This window comes from Massilia pinisoli (assembly GCF_024753285.1).
In the GTDB taxonomy this organism is placed as follows: Bacteria; Pseudomonadota; Gammaproteobacteria; order Burkholderiales; family Burkholderiaceae_D; genus Telluria; species Telluria pinisoli.
Genome location: NZ_JANUGW010000039.1, coordinates 1 through 15,973, shown reverse-complemented (window position 1 = coordinate 15,973; position 15,973 = coordinate 1). Strand labels below are relative to the sequence as shown.

Annotated in this window: 15 protein-coding genes; 8 read left to right on the top strand and 7 right to left on the bottom strand. The window is 65.8% G+C overall.

What is annotated here, in order from left to right:
* The first annotated feature begins 123 nt into the window (after window positions 1–123).
* On the top strand, window positions 124–1,860 hold the full coding sequence (locus NX784_RS28365; RefSeq protein ID WP_258820022.1) for a sensor domain-containing diguanylate cyclase: 1,737 nt from the start codon (window positions 124–126) through the stop codon (window positions 1,858–1,860).
* Between the two features lie 12 nt (window positions 1,861–1,872).
* Here NX784_RS28365 and NX784_RS28360 read toward each other — a convergent pair whose 3' ends face one another.
* The 4 genes from NX784_RS28360 to NX784_RS28345 form a co-directional block, all read right to left on the bottom strand.
* Window positions 1,873–2,211, bottom strand: a complete 339-nt coding sequence (locus NX784_RS28360) for a DUF1840 domain-containing protein (protein ID WP_258820021.1) — start codon at window positions 2,209–2,211, stop codon at window positions 1,873–1,875.
* A 66-nt stretch (window positions 2,212–2,277) separates the two neighbouring features.
* Window positions 2,278–3,813, bottom strand: a complete 1,536-nt coding sequence (locus NX784_RS28355; RefSeq protein ID WP_258820020.1) for a hypothetical protein — start codon at window positions 3,811–3,813, stop codon at window positions 2,278–2,280.
* Window positions 3,810–4,550, bottom strand: coding sequence for an ABC transporter ATP-binding protein (locus NX784_RS28350; RefSeq protein ID WP_258820019.1), 741 nt, complete (start codon window positions 4,548–4,550; stop codon window positions 3,810–3,812). Before NX784_RS28350 ends, NX784_RS28355 begins: the two co-directional genes overlap by 4 nt.
* 1 nt (window position 4,551) lies before the next feature.
* Complete coding sequence (locus tag NX784_RS28345) at window positions 4,552–5,061, bottom strand: hypothetical protein (RefSeq protein ID WP_258820018.1); 510 nt, start codon at window positions 5,059–5,061, stop codon at window positions 4,552–4,554.
* Window positions 5,062–5,369: 308 nt separating this feature from the next.
* On the opposite strand from NX784_RS28345, the gene NX784_RS28340 reads away from it, so the two are divergent.
* On the top strand, window positions 5,370–6,329 hold the full coding sequence (locus NX784_RS28340) for a GlxA family transcriptional regulator (protein ID WP_258820017.1): 960 nt from the start codon (window positions 5,370–5,372) through the stop codon (window positions 6,327–6,329).
* A gap of 87 nt (window positions 6,330–6,416) precedes the next feature.
* Here NX784_RS28340 and NX784_RS28335 read toward each other — a convergent pair whose 3' ends face one another.
* Window positions 6,417–7,943 carry a YifB family Mg chelatase-like AAA ATPase gene (locus NX784_RS28335; protein ID WP_258820016.1) on the bottom strand — a complete coding sequence of 509 codons (1,527 nt, stop codon included), beginning with the start codon at window positions 7,941–7,943 and terminating at the stop codon, window positions 6,417–6,419.
* A 156-nt stretch (window positions 7,944–8,099) separates the two neighbouring features.
* On the opposite strand from NX784_RS28335, the gene NX784_RS28330 reads away from it, so the two are divergent.
* Window positions 8,100–8,396 carry a hypothetical protein gene (locus NX784_RS28330; protein ID WP_258820015.1) on the top strand — a complete coding sequence of 99 codons (297 nt, stop codon included), beginning with the start codon at window positions 8,100–8,102 and terminating at the stop codon, window positions 8,394–8,396.
* A 2-nt stretch (window positions 8,397–8,398) separates the two neighbouring features.
* On the opposite strand, the gene NX784_RS28325 is transcribed toward NX784_RS28330, so the two are convergent.
* Complete coding sequence (locus tag NX784_RS28325; RefSeq protein WP_258820014.1) at window positions 8,399–9,358, bottom strand: transporter; 960 nt, start codon at window positions 9,356–9,358, stop codon at window positions 8,399–8,401.
* 230 nt (window positions 9,359–9,588) lie between these two features.
* Here NX784_RS28325 and nirK point away from each other — a divergent pair, with 230 nt between their 5' ends.
* On the top strand, window positions 9,589–10,986 hold the full coding sequence (nirK, locus tag NX784_RS28320) for a copper-containing nitrite reductase (RefSeq protein WP_258820013.1): 1,398 nt from the start codon (window positions 9,589–9,591) through the stop codon (window positions 10,984–10,986).
* Between the two features lie 127 nt (window positions 10,987–11,113).
* Here nirK and NX784_RS28315 read toward each other — a convergent pair whose 3' ends face one another.
* Entirely contained in the window at window positions 11,114–11,359 is a 246-nt protein-coding gene (locus NX784_RS28315) for an accessory factor UbiK family protein (RefSeq protein ID WP_258820012.1), read from the bottom strand.
* A gap of 267 nt (window positions 11,360–11,626) precedes the next feature.
* Between NX784_RS28315 and NX784_RS28310 the strand changes: the two genes are divergently transcribed.
* The 4 genes from NX784_RS28310 (at window position 11,627) to gshA (ending at window position 15,794) form a co-directional block, all read left to right on the top strand.
* Window positions 11,627–12,373: a TorF family putative porin gene (locus NX784_RS28310; protein WP_258820011.1), complete on the top strand. Its 747-nt coding sequence runs from the start codon at window positions 11,627–11,629 to the stop codon at window positions 12,371–12,373.
* 12 nt (window positions 12,374–12,385) lie between these two features.
* Window positions 12,386–12,724, top strand: a complete 339-nt coding sequence (locus tag NX784_RS28305; RefSeq protein ID WP_166862551.1) for a P-II family nitrogen regulator — start codon at window positions 12,386–12,388, stop codon at window positions 12,722–12,724.
* A gap of 10 nt (window positions 12,725–12,734) precedes the next feature.
* Window positions 12,735–14,351 carry an ammonium transporter gene (locus NX784_RS28300; RefSeq protein ID WP_307736199.1) on the top strand — a complete coding sequence of 539 codons (1,617 nt, stop codon included), beginning with the start codon at window positions 12,735–12,737 and terminating at the stop codon, window positions 14,349–14,351.
* A 141-nt stretch (window positions 14,352–14,492) separates the two neighbouring features.
* Window positions 14,493–15,794: a glutamate--cysteine ligase gene (gene gshA / locus NX784_RS28295; RefSeq protein ID WP_025511598.1), complete on the top strand. Its 1,302-nt coding sequence runs from the start codon at window positions 14,493–14,495 to the stop codon at window positions 15,792–15,794.
* Window positions 15,795–15,973 lie beyond the last annotated feature (179 nt).

Below are 15,973 nucleotides of genomic sequence, written 5' to 3'. Positions count from 1 at the left end.
GGCGCCGGGAGAACGCCTGTCGCGGTGTCGTTTTTTCTACCTCATCCGTCAGTCCCCCGATTTTTCTTTGGAGCTCGTCAAGTATTTACGGTAGCATTTCAGTCTTTATTTTTTGCAACTCGTATGGACGCCGACAGCGACATCGACACCCGCGCCAAGCGCGCCAAGCCTGTCCGCCTCGCGACATGGATGGTGTCGCTTGCATGCCTGACGGTGGCGATCACGGCGTTTCTTCAACTGAGCCTCGTGGACCATTTCGCGATCCGCCATGCCTCGGATGAGGCCGGATTGCGGCTCGAGCAGCTGTCCTGGCAGATGCGCGACGCGCTCGACCGGACACTGGCCCAGACGGTGCGCGACGTCGCCGTGCTGTCGACCCTGTCGGAGGTCCGCAACGCCCGCGATCCGGCCGAGGCGCGGCGCGTCCTCGAGAGTTTTCAACATGATTTCCCCGACTACGCCTGGATCGGCATCGCCAAGCCGGACGGCCGGGTGGTCGCGGCGACGAACGGCTTGCTGGAAAATCGCGACGTCATGGCGCGGCCCTGGTTCCACGCCGGACAATTGCACGTGATCGCCGAGGATTACCATCCCGCGACCCTGCTGGGCAGCCTGCTGCCGCGTACCCCGGACCCGTGGCGCTTCGTCGACGTGGCGGGACCGATCCGGGATGCTGATGGCACGTTGCGCGGCGTCCTCGCCATCCACCTGAGCTGGACATGGGCAAGGTCGCTGGCTGCACAATTGCTGACGCCGGCGCTGCGCGGCTCCGGCGCCGAGATCGTCGTCGTCCGCAGCGATGGCGTCGTGCTGCTGGGGCCGGAAGATTTACTGGAAAAACCGATCGCCACGGAAAGCCTGCGCCGCGCGTTCGAAGGCGAGACGGGCGTTGTGAAGGAGCGCTGGCCCGATGGCCACACGTACATGGCGGGCTACAGCCGGACGGGAGGGGGACGTGACCGCACGGGCCTGCGCTGGGCCGTGCTCGTACGCCAGACCGAGGCCGCGGCGCTCGCGTCCGCGCATGAACTCGAACACCGTACCCGATGGCTGTGTGTCGGACTGGCCGGCGTGCTCGCTGCACTCGCGGCCTTGCTGGCGCGCCGTATCGTCGAGCCGCTGAAGACGCTGAGCGGCGCCATCGAAGACCTCGCGCACGCGCCCGCGCGCGCGACGCCGGCCCTGATTCCGCAGGTGAACAGCTTCCACGAAGCGCAGGTGCTGTCGGAAGCGTTGCGCGAGCTCGTCGCCAGCGAGCGCACGCACCGGGAAGCGCTGGAGCGGATGAATGCGCAGCTGGAGGATACGGTCGCCGCGCGCACGGCCGAGCTGCAAGCGATGCTGATGCGCGACGTGCTGACGGGCCTGCCGAACCGCCGCGCGTTGATGCAGGCGTTGCCGGAGGCGCTGTCGCGCGCGGCACGCGTGGAACGTCCGTGCGCTGTGCTGTTCATCGACATGGATGGATTCAAGCAGATCAACGACACGCGCGGCCACGAGGAAGGGGATGAGTTGCTGCGACGCTTCGGCAAGCGCCTGCTGGACGGCATTCGCGAGACCGACGTGGCCGCGCGCCTGGCGGGCGATGAATTCGTGGTGGTGCTCGAACTGCTGAAGGATGCGCGGGATGCCGAGGACAAGGCGCACATCCTGCTCGATCAACTGTCCCGCCCGTATGTGCTGCCCAGCGGCGGCGTGACGGTGGGCGTCAGCATCGGCGTGGCCCTGCAGTTGCCGCGCGAACCGCAGGATGCCGCACGCCTGCTGGCTCGCGCCGACCAGGCGATGTATGAAGCCAAACGCAAGGGCAAGGGCCGCGTCGCGTCGTCCGCGGCCGGGCTCGAGCGGGAAACGTCCTGACTGAACAGGGACTCAGACGCCCCAGAGCACGTCCGTCTGCTGATCGCGCGCCGCGCGCAGCATTTCCAGCAGGGGGAAGGCGCGCGTCGAAAAGCTCACGACCTCGACCGGCTCGTGCTCGGTATCTTCTTCGCCGTTGTGCGCCATGACGTCCTGTTCCATCTCGTCTGTCGGCTGGTGCTTGCGGCTTTCCTCGATCTCGTTTTCCAGCAGCTTGACCGCACGGCCGGCTTCCTCGGCCGTGATGACGCCGCGGTCGCTGTCCTTGTGCAGCAGGTCGAGGATCCGCTTCGCGTGATCCTGGTACATCATGACGTTGGGGTAGGCTTTGGATTTAAAGGTAATCAGCATAGTTTTCTCATTGAATCGCCAGTGACTAAACGATAACACGAGTAGCGGGGGAGGGTGCATTACCTCTCATACAGGATGGCGCCGGAGCAGCCAGGCGAGCAAAAGCACGCCCAGTCCCAGCGCCAGCACGACTGCGGCGGCCACCGCCATCCAGGTCGCGCCTTGCGTGGCCAGTGAGGTGAGCAGCCAGCCGAGTCCGGCCCAGCACAAGCTGCCGACCATTTCCAGCACCGAGCACAGGAAGTTTTCCTTGCCGCGCGTCTTGAAATCGCTGCGCGGCGCCGGCCGTCCGGTCCACAGCACGACGAGCCCCGCGCTCAACACGGCCGCGCAGACGGTGAACGCGAACAGCAGGCCCGTCAGCGGCGCATGCACGATCAGCCAGCACAGCGGCAGCGCGACGAGCAGCAGGGGAGGCATCGTGGCCGCAGCCAGCTTGGCGAGTTGTATCGTGCGCCGCGGCGCCGGCGCCGACAGCAGCAGGTCGGATGCATCTTCCGCGAGGACGACGATCCACGTGAGGCTGCCCGCCAGCGAACTGCACAGCAGCGTGAGGCCGGCGCCGATCGCGGGACCCGTTCTGCCGTCGCGCAGCACAGGTAGCAACAGCGGCACGAGATAGATCAGCTGCAGCAGCACCTGCGCGATCAGATTCGGATCGCGGGCGATCAGCCGCCATTCCTTGATGACGATCGTGTCGAACAGGCTGCGGCGGAAACGGAAGCGCAACGCGCCGCCCGGACGGGCGCGGGCGCGGCCGGTGCCGGCGGCCTGCTGCAGGCCGTGGACGAAGAAGCCGTGCGTGCGGCCTACCGTGAGCGCGAACGCGAGCCCTGCGAGCAGCAAGGCCGCCAGCAGCGGCAGCGGGGCGCCGAGGACGGCATGGCCGGGCAGCCACAACGCGCTGTCCGTGCCGAACGCGCGGTGGCTGGCGAGATAGGCCAGGATGCCGGGGCCGGCACTGCCGTCGTGGCGCGTCAGGTTATACGCTTGCGACAGCAGGAACAGCAGCGCGCCCGCGACGGCCGCCACGACCTGCGCCACGACGCGCGTGCGGCGTGCGCCCAGCACGCGCACGAGGGCCAGCGTCAGCAGCATGCCCGCGCAGGCCATCACCATCGCGCAGGCGCCGATCATCACGTACAGGCCGAGCCAACCCGGATGGCCGACCAGCAGCGCGGCGTTGGCGAACGGGCCGGCCAGGAACACGTAAGGCGTCGCGACGGAGGCGGCGATGCCGAGCAGGCGCACGGCGAAGATGCTGCGCGACGGCAGCGGCGACGATAGCAGCAGGTCGAGGTCCCCGCGCTCGAACAGGGCGAGCACGGCGCTCCGCAACGCGCTGGACAGCATGAAGGTCGCGCAGGTGACCACCATGACCGTGATGGGAATGGCGAGGTACGCGGCGTCCATGCCGTCGCGATCCAGCTCGCGCATCAGCAGGAAGGCGACGACGTGCAGCGCGAGCCAGCCCACGACCCAGACGGCGATGGTTGCTCCACCCGGACGGCGCGTGCGGTTCTTGTTCAGCGCCGCGCCGTGCCAGGCCAGCCGCAATTCGTGACGCAGCAGCCAGAGCGTGCTTCCCGGCGCGGCACTCATCCGGGCTGTCCTTCCGTGAGGTGCAGGAACACGTCTTCCAGGCTGCCGCCATGCGTGCGTGCGCGCAGCTCGGCCAGCGTGCCCTCGGCGATCAGGCGACCCTGGCGGATGATGCCGATGCGCTGGGCCAGGCGTTCCGCCACCTCGAGGATGTGCGTGGTCAAGATCACCGTGCCGCCTTTTTCGACGTGCGACACGAGCAAATCCTTCACCTGGCGCGCGGCGGCGGCGTCCAGGCCGGTCAGCGGTTCGTCCAGGATCAAGAGCTCGGGCTCGTGGATCAGCGCACCGGCCAGTGCCAGCTTCTGCTTCATCCCGCGCGAAAAACCTTCGGTCAGCTCGTGCGCGTGCGGCGTGAGGTCGAGCCAGTCGAGCAGATGGCGCGCGCGCGGCTCGGCGTCCTCGGCGCGGATGCCCCACAGGCCCGCGACGAATTCCAGATATTCGGTGGGCTTCAGCTTCCCGTACAGCAGCGGGTCGTCCGGCAGGTAGGCCATGCCGCGCTTGGCGCCGGCAGGGTCGCGCGCGATGTCGATGCCGAGCACTTCGACGGTGCCCGTGTCCGGTGCCAGCAGGCCTGTGACCATGCGCAAGGTCGTCGTCTTGCCGGCGCCGTTCGGGCCCAATAGCGCGTACAGTTCGCCGCGCCGGACCGTGAGGTCGAGGCCGTCGACGGCCGGGCGGCCGAACGATTTACGCAGCGCGGCGATGCGCAGCGCGGGAGAGTCGGTATGCATGTCAGGGCAGTTTGAAGGACGTGAGGAATTGTTCGACTTGCTCGTCCGGCAGCGCCTTTGGCCTGCCGAGCACGATCACCTGGTAGAAATTCTTGCCGCGCGACTCGAAATGGCCGACGAGACGCACGGGGGCGCCGCGGTCGGTCCCCTTCGCGTCGACGTCGCGCGTGGCACGGTCGTCGCCAGCGGTCACCTTCTCGTGCGTGACGGTGGCGTTGATGTTGCGCACCAGCGCGACCTGCATCGCTTCCAGCGCGGCCTGGGCGCGCGCGGCGTCCGGCGCCTCGGCCGAGCCGACGGCGAACGTCGCGCCATCGACCTCGGCCGCCGTCATCGTCAGCGACACCTGCATGCCGTCCAGGTCGATGGTGCGCGTTACCGTGCTCGGCTTCGAGGGGAAGGTGACGTGGTAGGACGCGGTCAGGCTCGCATAGTCGCGCCAGTTGTACTTGGGAGAACAGCCCGCGAACAGCAGGCACAGCGCGGCGGCGGCAAAAAGTCGTGTTGTCATGACGGCATGGTAACAGGGCTTGCCCGGCGGCGAAACAGGGTCGCTTGCGATCTTTTGGCACCGGGCGCGCCCGCAGCGGCACATTGCCTTAATTTTTAGATCGATGGTCGAACAAATAGATTTGTCTCATTGTACGAGCATCCCTCCGTTACGGCCAATTAGTGTGTACGCACACTTCGCTAATTGCCTATCTACTTTGTCAGTTGCTTTTGGCCGGGAGCGCGCGGGTGTCGTATGATTATCATCATGCACTGCAGCACACGCTGTGGATTGAGCCACTCGGCAGCCAAATGAACACTGAGGACAACATGAAACGCAGAATCGGACTCTTGCTGCCCCCCGGCTTCCAGGCATTGGATCTCATGGCGACGACGGTGTATGAATTTGCCAACGCGCTGTGCGATGAACCTTGCTACGAAGTCTCGATCCTGTCCGAACATGGCGGGGCCATGACCAGCTCTTCGGGCATAAACGTGTTGACGGAGGCCGTCACGCGTTACGACTACGACACGCTGCTGGTGGCTGGGCAGATGGTGCCGCGCCGGCCGTCGTCGCCGGGTTTCGTCGAGATCCTGCGCCAGGCCGGCGTGCAATCGCGCCGCGTGGGCAGCATCTGCACGGGCGCCTTCCTGCTGGCGGAGGCGGGTCTGCTGGACGGCAAGCGTGCGACGACGCACTGGTCGGTGGCGCGCGACCTGCAGCGTATGTATCCGAAGGTGCGCGTCGAGGAAGACCGCATCTTCATCAACGACGGCAACGTCTGGACGTCGGCCGGCATGACGGCGTGCGCGGACCTGTGCCTGGCGCTCGTCGAGAGCGACCACGGCATCGAGCTGTCGCGCAACATCGCCCGCAAGCTGGTCGTCTACCACCGCCGCAGCGGCGGCCAGTCGCAGTTCTCGGCGCTGCTGGAACTGGAACCGAAGTCGGACCGCATCCAGCAGGCGCTGTCGTACGCGAAGCGCCACCTGCGCAAGCCGCTGTCCGTCGACGAGCTCGCGGAAGCGGCAAACCTGAGCACGCGCCAGTTCAGCCGCACGTTCCGCATCGAGACGGGACAGTCGCCGGCGCGCGCGATCGAGGTGCTGCGCGTGGAAGCGGCGCGCGCGATGATCGAGGGCAGCAACCATTCGATCGACGTCGTGGCGCGCGAGACGGGCTTTTCCGATCCGGAACGCATGCGCCGCGCCTTCCTGCGCGCGTTCGGCCAGCCGCCGCAGGCCATCAAGCGCGCGGCGCGCGAGCAGGCGTCGACAGGGCTCGCCTGATTCCTGCGTGACGGGTGACGCCCGGCCCGGCGGCTGGCGGTGCCGTCCGTCGCGTCGTGTCGCCGTGATGCCTGTCATGTTTCTCTCCTATTGATCGCGCAGCCCGCGCCGGTACTGGATCGCTTCGGCGACGTGCGCGGCGCGCACGGCATCCGCCTCGGCCAGGTCGGCGATCGTGCGGGCCACCTTCAGCACGCGGTGGTACGCGCGTGCCGACCAGTGCAGGTGCCGCATCGCGTCGCCCAGCAGCCGTGTCGCGCTGCCGTCGAGGCGGCAATGCAGGTCGATCTCGCGCGTCGTCAACTTGCGGTTGGCCTTGCCCTGGCGTTCCAGCTGGCGTGCGTGCGCGTGCGCGACGCGGGCCGCCACGGCGGCGCTCGGTTCGCCATCGGCCAGCTGCGCCATCGCGTCCGGCGTCATCGCCGCCACCGGGACCTGGATGTCGATGCGGTCGAGCAGGGGACCGGAAATGCGGTCCTGGTAGCGCTGCACGGCTTCCGGCGTGCAGCGGCATTTGCCGGACGGGTGGCCCAGCCAGCCGCATGGGCACGGGTTCATCGCCGCGATCAGCTGGAAATTGGCGGGAAAGTCGGCCTGGCGCGCGGCGCGCGAGATCGTGATCTCTCCCGTTTCCAGCGGTTCGCGCAGCACTTCCAGCACCTTGCGGTCGAATTCCGGCAACTCGTCGAGGAACAGCACGCCGTGGTGGGCCAGCGAGATCTCGCCCGGCCGCGGCACGGGCCCGCCGCCCACGAGGGCGACGCCGGAACTCGTGTGGTGCGGGTTGCGGAACGGTCGCCGGCGCCAGCGCTCGATGGCGAAGCTGCCGGCCAGCGACTGCAGCGCGGCCGTCTCCAGCGCTTCTTCTTCGCGCATGGGCGGCAGCAGCCCGGGAAAGCGCGACGCCAACATGCTCTTGCCCGCGCCTGGCGGCCCGATCAACAGCACGGAATGCAGACCCGCGGCCGCGACTTCGAGCGCCCGCTTGACCTGCGGCTGGCCTTTGACGTCCGCGAAGTCCGGATACACGGGCGGCGCGTCGGATGCCGCGGGCCGGTAGCGCGCGAGCCGCGCATCGTCTGCCTTCGCGGCGAAGTGCGCGCACACCTCCAGCAGCGAGCGCGCCGGATAGATGGCGGCGTCCGCCACGAGCGCCGCCTCGTCGGCGTTGGCCCACGGCAGCACGAACGCGCGGCCCGGCCCGCCGTCGTGCGCACCCTGGCGCAGCATCGCGAAGCTCATCGCCAGCGCACCGCGCACGGGGCGCAATTCGCCCGACAGCGACAGCTCGCCGGCGAATTCATAGCCGTCCAGTGCGGCGGCGGGAATCTGGTCCGACGCGGCCAGGATGCCCAGCGCGATCGGCAAATCGAAGCGGCCCGATTCCTTCGGCAGTTCGGCCGGCGCAAGGTTGATGGTGATGCGCCGGCTCGGCACGTCGAAGCCGGAATTCTGCAGCGCCGCGCGCACGCGGTCTTTCGACTCGCGCACCTCGGCATCGGCGAGGCCGACGATGTTCATGCACGGTAAACCGTTGGCCAGGTGGACTTCCACACTGACGGCAGGCGCTTCCATGCCCGCGAGGGCGCGGCTTCGTAGGACGGCGAGGCTCAATCGGATTCCTTCAGCGCTGGACGAGGCCTCATCTTAGGCAGACGGCAGAAACGCCCGTTGAGAGGGGACAGTCGTGCCTGCCGAACTTTTTCGAAAGACGCGCACTCTGGTAATGTAGCGGGCCCGGCCGCCCGGCCGGCACCGAACGATAGCGCCATGCCCCGACTGATTCTTGCCCTGCTCGTCCTCGCGGTCCTTTTCTGCCTGCTGTGCGGCCCCGTGACCTATGTGGCGCTGCGCTTGTGGCAGCGCGGGGACCTGGGCGCGTTCCGCCCGTTGCGCGGCGTATGGATTGCGCAAGCGGCACTGGCGTGCGCCCTCGTGTTCGCCGCGGACACCTTTGGGTTGCACGATCCGATCGGGTATGTGGTGGCCAGCGTGTTTGCCGTCAGCCTTGGCGGCGCGGCGCTGTACGGCATCTGGCGGCTGTTGGCGCGCGCCGGCGCACACTGAACCTACAGCTGGCCGGACAGCCCGACGAGGAAGGCGCGATCGGCGGTGAGCTGGACGCCGGTCACGTGGCGCACGAGCGGCTGCTGGACGAAGCCGTAGACCTGCAGTTTGCCGTTGATCGCATACGACAATCCGGGACTCAGGTACAGATAATGGCCGCCGCTGTCAGCCGGTTCGGCCGCGCTGCCGCTGTCGGCGCTCTTGTGCACGTAATTCAGTTGCAGCAGGGCGCCGAAGCCCTGGCCGAAGCCTTTGCGGACACCGGCATCGGCACCGAACTGCGCACCCGGCTTGTAGCCGTCGCGGCTGTTGACCGCATGCTGGTACTGGGCTTGCGCGAACCACGCGGCATCGCTGGCATTGAGGCGCTGGTGGTAATAGGCGCCGAGGACCAGGTCGGTCGTCCCGGTGCCCGGCTGCAGGCTGCGTTCGGCCCGCTCGTTCTCGTCGTTCGCGACCGTGAAGCGTCCGGTGGGCAGCTTCAACCCGAACGTCACGCCGCCCTCGGCCGGATTGAGCAGGTCGCCGCCCGAGCCCAGCTGGTAGCGGCCCGTGATGCGGACGTCGCCCAGTTCGGTGAACGTCCATGATTCGCCAATCTGTTCGCCGTGGTGGTTGTGGACGTGGCGGTGATCGCGTTCGAACACCGGTGCGCTCACGGCCAGGCCCCAGCCGTTGCCGAAACCGCGGCTGTAGGTGGCGACGAGATTGCGGTTCACTGTGCTGACTTCGTCGTGGTGGTGCGGGATCTGGCCGACGGCGACCTTGTCGCCGCCCGTCATCGGCTGGTCCTGGTCGATGTATTCGTAGTGGACGTCGAACGATGGCTCCGGTGCCGTCAGCGCGCTTTGCGTCGTCCAGTTCGTGTTCACGGTGCAGAAAGCGGCCCCGCAGCTGGCCGTTGCCAGGGCGGGGAAGAGGGTGGCGACTGCGGCGGCCAGGACCAGCGAATGCGTTTTCATTTTTTCCTCATCGATATTCAAACGTCGTGTGCTGAACCAAGCATAGGTTCGGCGCGCATGCGTTTCGTATGAACCAGATCAAGATTCCGGCAAATGTCATTTCCGTTGTTTATGGCGAGGACTTTTCTGTGGCGCTTTCGAAATGCTTGATCTGCTTCATGCGAGGAATGGAAGGGCGGAACGTAAGATTTTTTCGCACCAAGTCCAAAACAATGATCGAGGTAAAAAAAATGAAACGCAAAACTCTTCCGGCGCTGATTGCGGCGCTCGTGCTTGGCATGACTTTGCTGGCCCCCGCCTATGCCCAGCATGACCATACGCACGGCGCGGCCGTGCAAAACGTGGCGGACGTCACGTTCACCCTGCGCACCGACATCGCCGACGGCAAACTCGTCTTCATGGGCGACGCCGGCCCGATCGCGGGCAAGGCCAATCCCACGCTGAACGTGCCCGTCGGGGCCGTCGTGCAGATCAACCTCGTCAATGGCGACGGCGCCACGCATGACCTCACCGTGGCCGATTTCGGCGTCAAGTCGAACCAGCTCAACGACAAGGGCGCCAGCACGTCCATCGTCTTCCGCGCCAACAAGAAGGGTGTGTTCGAGTACATCTGTTCCTTGCCCGGCCACGTGCAGGCGGGCATGATCGGCAAGATCGTCGTGGGCGACACGCCCGCCGACACCGGGCCGAAGGCCGCGGACGTGTCGCGCGATCCGCACGACCTGCCGCCGCCCATCGGCAGGCGCGTGCCGCAGCACTTGAAGGTGTCGCTCGAGACCACCGAGGTCACGGGCCAGCTGACGGACGGCGCCACGTACAAGTACTGGACCTTCAACGGCAAGGTGCCGGGCCCGTTCATCCGCGTGCGCGTGGGCGACACGGTGGACGTCGACCTGTCCAATGCGAAGGACAGCCACATGATCCACTCCGTCGACTTCCATGCCGTCACCGGGCCCGGCGGCGGCGCGGCCGTCACGCAGGCGGCGCCGGGCAGTACCAAGGGCTTCACGTTCAAGGCGATGAACCCCGGCTTGTACGTGTACCACTGCGCCACGCCGATGGTCGCACAGCACATCTCGAACGGCATGTACGGGCTGATCCTCGTCGAGCCGGAAGGCGGTCTGCCCAAGGTGGATCGCGAGTTTTACGTGATGCAGGGCGAGTTGTACACGGCCCAGCGCCACGGCTCGACGGGGGAAAACGAGTTTTCGCTGGAAAAGCTGCTGGCCGAGCAGCCCGAGCACCTGATGTTCAACGGTAACCACACCGCGTTGACCAAAACGCACCGTATGGAGGCAAAAGTGGGTGAAACGGTGCGTATCTATTTCGGCGTGGGCGGGCCGAACTTCACGTCGAGCTTCCACGTCATCGGCGAGATCTTCGACCGCGTCTACAACCTGGGCGACCTCGTCTCGCCGCCGCTGCGCAACGTGCAGACGACGACCGTCGCACCGGGCGGCGCCACCGTGGTCGAATTCAAGGTCGACGTGCCGGGACGCTACGTGCTGGTCGACCACGCTTTGTCGCGGATGGAAAAAGGCCTGGCCGGCTTCCTGTACGTGACGGGCGACCCGAACCCGGGCGTGTTCCACACGGCCAGCACGCCGGACGCGCCGTCGGGACATTGAGCTAAGGAGGGGCGGTCCCGGATGCGTGCCCGGCGGCGGGGCACGCTCAGTCCGGGCGCCGCACGGCGTCCGCCAGGGACGCCGGAGGGCATCAACCATCAGATGGGCGCGCAAGGCGCCCGCCGGCTCAGGCCTTGGTCTCGGCCGCCAGTTTCGCTTCCAGTTCCGCCACGCGCAGTTCGAGCGCCTCGAGCTTGGCGCGCGTCTTCGCCAGCACCTGGGCCTGCACGTCGAATTCCTCGCGCGTCACCAGGTCCAGCTTCGAAAAGCCCTGGGTCATCATAGCCTTCACGTTGCGCTCGATGTCCTTGGCGGGCGAGCTTTCGAATGCCTGGTTGATCTTGTCCTGCAAATCATTAAAAAAATTATTCATTTCGCACTATTCCCTGAGTGGTTGTTGCGCACCCGGATGGTGCGTACATACCCGAATTGGTGCGTGCACCGTTGCGGAGCACGCGTCCTGGTCCCGTTTACTTTTTGAAACCAAAAAAGTGGGGGTGTTTAGGCAGAAAAACAAGCCGGCACCCGGCTCGGATGGGATGGCACGCATCCTGCTAACTAACCATCAACCATAACGAGGTCGCAACCTCGGATTGTAAACCGCAACTCAATAACATGTTCAACTACCAAGGGAGTGTCTATGAAGCGTCGTAACAGCAATTGGCCCCACGTTGCAGTACTGGCAGCAAGTCTGTGGAGCCTCGGTATCGGGCTGGCCGGCGCCGAGGAGCAGAAGCCGGACAACGAAGTGAGCTACAACCTGGCCGTTACGAGCGATTACCGTTACCGCGGCATTTCCCAGTCCCGTCTCGACCCGGCGCTGCAGGGCGGTGCCGATTACACGCACAACCCGACCGGCCTGTATGCAGGCACCTGGCTGTCCACCATCAAGTGGACCAAGGACGCGGGCGGCAGCGGCGACGTCGAATGGGATATCTACGGCGGCAAGCGCGGCAACATCACTTCCGACATCTCGTACGACGTCGGCGGCCTGTACTACTTCTACCCGAGCAATGGCCTGCATCCGAACGCCAACACGTTCGAACTGTACGGCCAGCTCGGCTACGGCCCGGCCTACATCAAGTACTCGCATTCGCTGACCAACCTGTTCGGCACCGCGGACAGCAAGGGCAGCGGCTATCTGGACGTCGGCGCCAACGTCGACATCTCCAACGGCTTCACGCTGAACCTGCACGCCGGCCGCCAGAACGTGCGCCACAACGGTTCGCTGTCCTACTCGGACTACAAGATCGGCGTGACCAAGGATCTGGGTGTCTGCTCGGTAGCCCTGGCCTATATCAAGGCCGACACCAGTGCCTATCGGAGCCCGTCCGCGGAAAACCTGGGCAAGTCCGCGGCACTGCTCACCGTTTCAAAAACTTTCTGAAGAGGCAATCGTATGAAAATGATTACCGCCATCATCAAACCCTTCAAGCTGGACGAGGTACGTGAAGCCCTGTCGGAAATCAACGTCCAGGGCATCACGGTGACCGAAGTGAAGGGTTTCGGTCGCCAGAAGGGCCATACCGAGCTGTATCGCGGTGCGGAATACGTCGTCGACTTCCTGCCGAAGACCAAGATCGAGGCAGCGGTGGACGATGCGATCGTCGACCAGGTGATCGACACCATCCAGACCGCCGCCCGCACCGGCAAGATCGGTGACGGCAAAATTTTCGTCTCCAATCTGGAGCAAGTCGTTCGTATCCGTACCGGTGAAACCGGCAACGAAGCGCTGTAAGGGGAACCCGATGATCCACTCCATCACGAAACTGATCGCAGGCGTCTCCGTCGCCCTGGCGCTGGCCGCATCGGCTCCCGCCCTGGCCCAGGACGCTGCAAAACCGGCGGCTGCCGCCGCAGCCCCGGCTGCCAGCGCACCGGCTGCCGATGCCGCTGCTGCTCCTGCCGCGGCCCCGGCCGCTGCTGCTCCTGCCGCGGCCCCGGCCGCTGCTGCTCCGGCCGGTGCTGCCGCGCCGGCTCCGGCTGCCGCAGCACCGGCTGCCGCAGCACCGGCTGCCGCAGCACCGGCTGCCGCACCTACCCCGCAGAAGGGCGATACCGCCTGGATGATGGTCTCCACGCTGCTGGTGATCATGATGACGATCCCGGGCTTGGCCCTGTTCTACGGCGGCCTGGTCCGTTCCAAGAACATGCTGTCGATCCTGCTGCAGGTGTTCATGATCTTTGCCGTCATCATCGTCCTGTGGTGCCTGTACGGCTACTCGCTGGCGTTCACGGAGAAGACCGCGTTCATCGGTGGCTTCGACCGCCTGTTCCTGAACGGGATCTGGGATCCGGTCAAGGCCTCGTTCTCGACGGCGGCCACGTTCAGCAAAGGCGTCGTCATCCCTGAATTTGTGTACGTGGCGTTCCAGGGCACGTTCGCGGCCATCACCTGCGGCCTGATCATCGGCGCCTTCGCGGAGCGCGCACGCTTCTCGGCCGTGCTGCTGTTCATCGTGCTGTGGTTCACGTTCGGCTACCTGCCGGTCGCCCACATGGTCTGGTTCTGGACCGGTCCGGACGCCATCACGGCAGCCACCGCCGACGCCGAGACCGCCAAGGCCGGCTGGCTGTTCCAGAAGGGCGCCCTCGACTTCGCGGGCGGCACCGTGGTGCACATCAACGCCGCAATCGCCGGCCTCGTCGGTGCAGTCCTGATGGGCAAGCGCGTCGGCTACGGCCGTGAATCGATGGCCCCGCACTCGCTGACGATGACCATGATCGGCGCGTCGCTGCTGTGGGTGGGCTGGTTCGGCTTCAACGCCGGCTCGGCACTGGAAGCGGGCGACGTGGCTGCTCTGGCCTTCGTCAACACCCTGCTGGCAACCGCCGCCGCGACCGTGTCGTGGGTCTTCGGCGAGTGGATCACCAAGGGCAAGCCGTCGATGCTGGGTGGCGCCTCGGGTGCCGTCGCCGGTCTCGTCGCCATCACCCCGGCCTGCGGCTTCGTCGGTCCGATGGGTGCACTGATCATCGGTCTCGTCGCCGGCATCGTCTGCCTGTGGGGCGTGAACGGCCTGAAGCGCATGATCGGCGCCGACGACTCGCTGGACGTGTTCGGCGTGCACGGCGTGGGCGGTATCCTGGGCGCGCTGCTGACCGGCGTGTTCGCGGCACCGCAGCTGGGCGGCCAGGGCATCTTCGACTACGTCACCAACAAGATGTCCGCCGATCCGTACTCGATCGGCCACCAGGTGCTCGTGCAGGCGGAAGCCATCGGCACCACCATCGTGTGGTCGGCTGTCGTCTCGTTCGTCGCGTACAAGATCGTCGACGTCATCGTCGGTCTGCGCGTCCCCGAGGAAGAAGAGCGCGAAGGCCTGGACATCACGAGCCACGGCGAGCAGGCATATCACTCCTGATTGTCGAATTGATAAGCTCGCAGAAAGCGCCCTCCGGGGCGCTTTTTTTATTTCTTAAATGAATATAGGTCTTTAAAAAATGACGGTTCACCCCAATCTCGGCTTACCATATCGCCAAGAAGCCCGAAGGACGTCATTTTTATGGTTCCCCACCTTGCCACTGCCGTGACCGGTCCCCTGCTGGACCTGGAAAAGAAGATCCTCGAAGCCACGCCCGCGATCGAACGCTGGTTCCGCCTCGAGTGGCAGGAGCATACGCCGCCGTTCTACTGCTCCGTGGACCTGCGCAACGCGGGCTACAAGCTGGCGCCGGTGGACACGAACCTGTTCCCGGGCGGCTTCAACAACCTGTCGACGGAAATGCTGCCGTTGACGGTGCAGGCCGCCATGGCCGCGATCGACAAATACTGCCCGGACGCCCGCAACCTCCTCTTGATCCCGGAAAGCCATACGCGCAATCCGTACTATCTGCAGAACGTGCAGCGCCTGATGCAGATCTTCCGCCAGACGGGCCTGCACGTGCGCCTGGGTTCGCTGTCGCCCGAGGTGACGGAGCCGACGCCGCTTGCCCTCCCGGACGGGAACATGCTCGTCGTCGAACCCCTGGTGCGCTCGCCGAACGGCCGCCGCGTGGGCCTGGCCGACTTCGACCCGTGCACGATCCTGCTGAACAACGACCTGTCCGCCGGCATCCCCAGCATCCTGGAAAACGTGCACGAGCAGTCGCTGCTGCCGCCTCTGCACGCCGGCTGGGCCGTGCGCCGCAAGAGCAATCACTTCAAGGCGTTCGACGAAGTCGCCAAGAAGTTCGGCAAGCTGATCGACATCGACCCGTGGCTCGTGAACCCGCTGCACAGCAAATGCGGCGAGGTCAATTTCCAGGAAGACGTCGGCATGGAGTGCCTGGCCGATAACGTGTCGGCGCTGCTGTCGAAGATCAAGAAGAAGTACAAGGAATACGGGATGAAGGATCAAAAACCCTTCGTCATCGTCAAGCCGGATGCGGGTACCTACGGCATGGGCATCATGACCGTCAAGGATGCGAGCGAGGTCAAGGACCTGAACCGCAAGCAGCGCAACAAGATGTCCGTCATCAAGGATGGCGTCACCGTCACGGACGTGATGATCCAGGAAGGCGTGCCCACGTTCGAGTCGATCAACGACGCGGTGGCGGAGCCGGTCGTGTACATGATCGACCGCTACGTCGTCGGCGGCTTCTACCGCGTGCACGCGGAGCGGGGCGTCGACCAGAACCTGAACGCGCCGGGCTCGCAATACGTGCCGCTCGCGTTCGCGCAACAGCATGCCGTGCCCGACCTGAAGGCCAAGCCGGGGACGGCGGCGCCGAACCGGTTCTACGTGTACGGCGTCGTGGCGCGGCTCGCGTTGCTGGCGGCGTCGCTGGAGCTGGAGCGCACGGATCCGGATCCCGAGATTTATTAATCGTTCGCGGTCGGTAGGGTGGACGGCTCGTCATTGAGTCCCCCGGACTCGTCATTGAGTCCCCCGGACTCAATGACTCCACGCGTTCAACGCCGCCGGCACCGACGCGGAGTATTTTTATGGCGCGTATCCCCGCGTGGACGGCGTTACCCGTGCCGTCGGTCCGGCGCAGCGTGTGC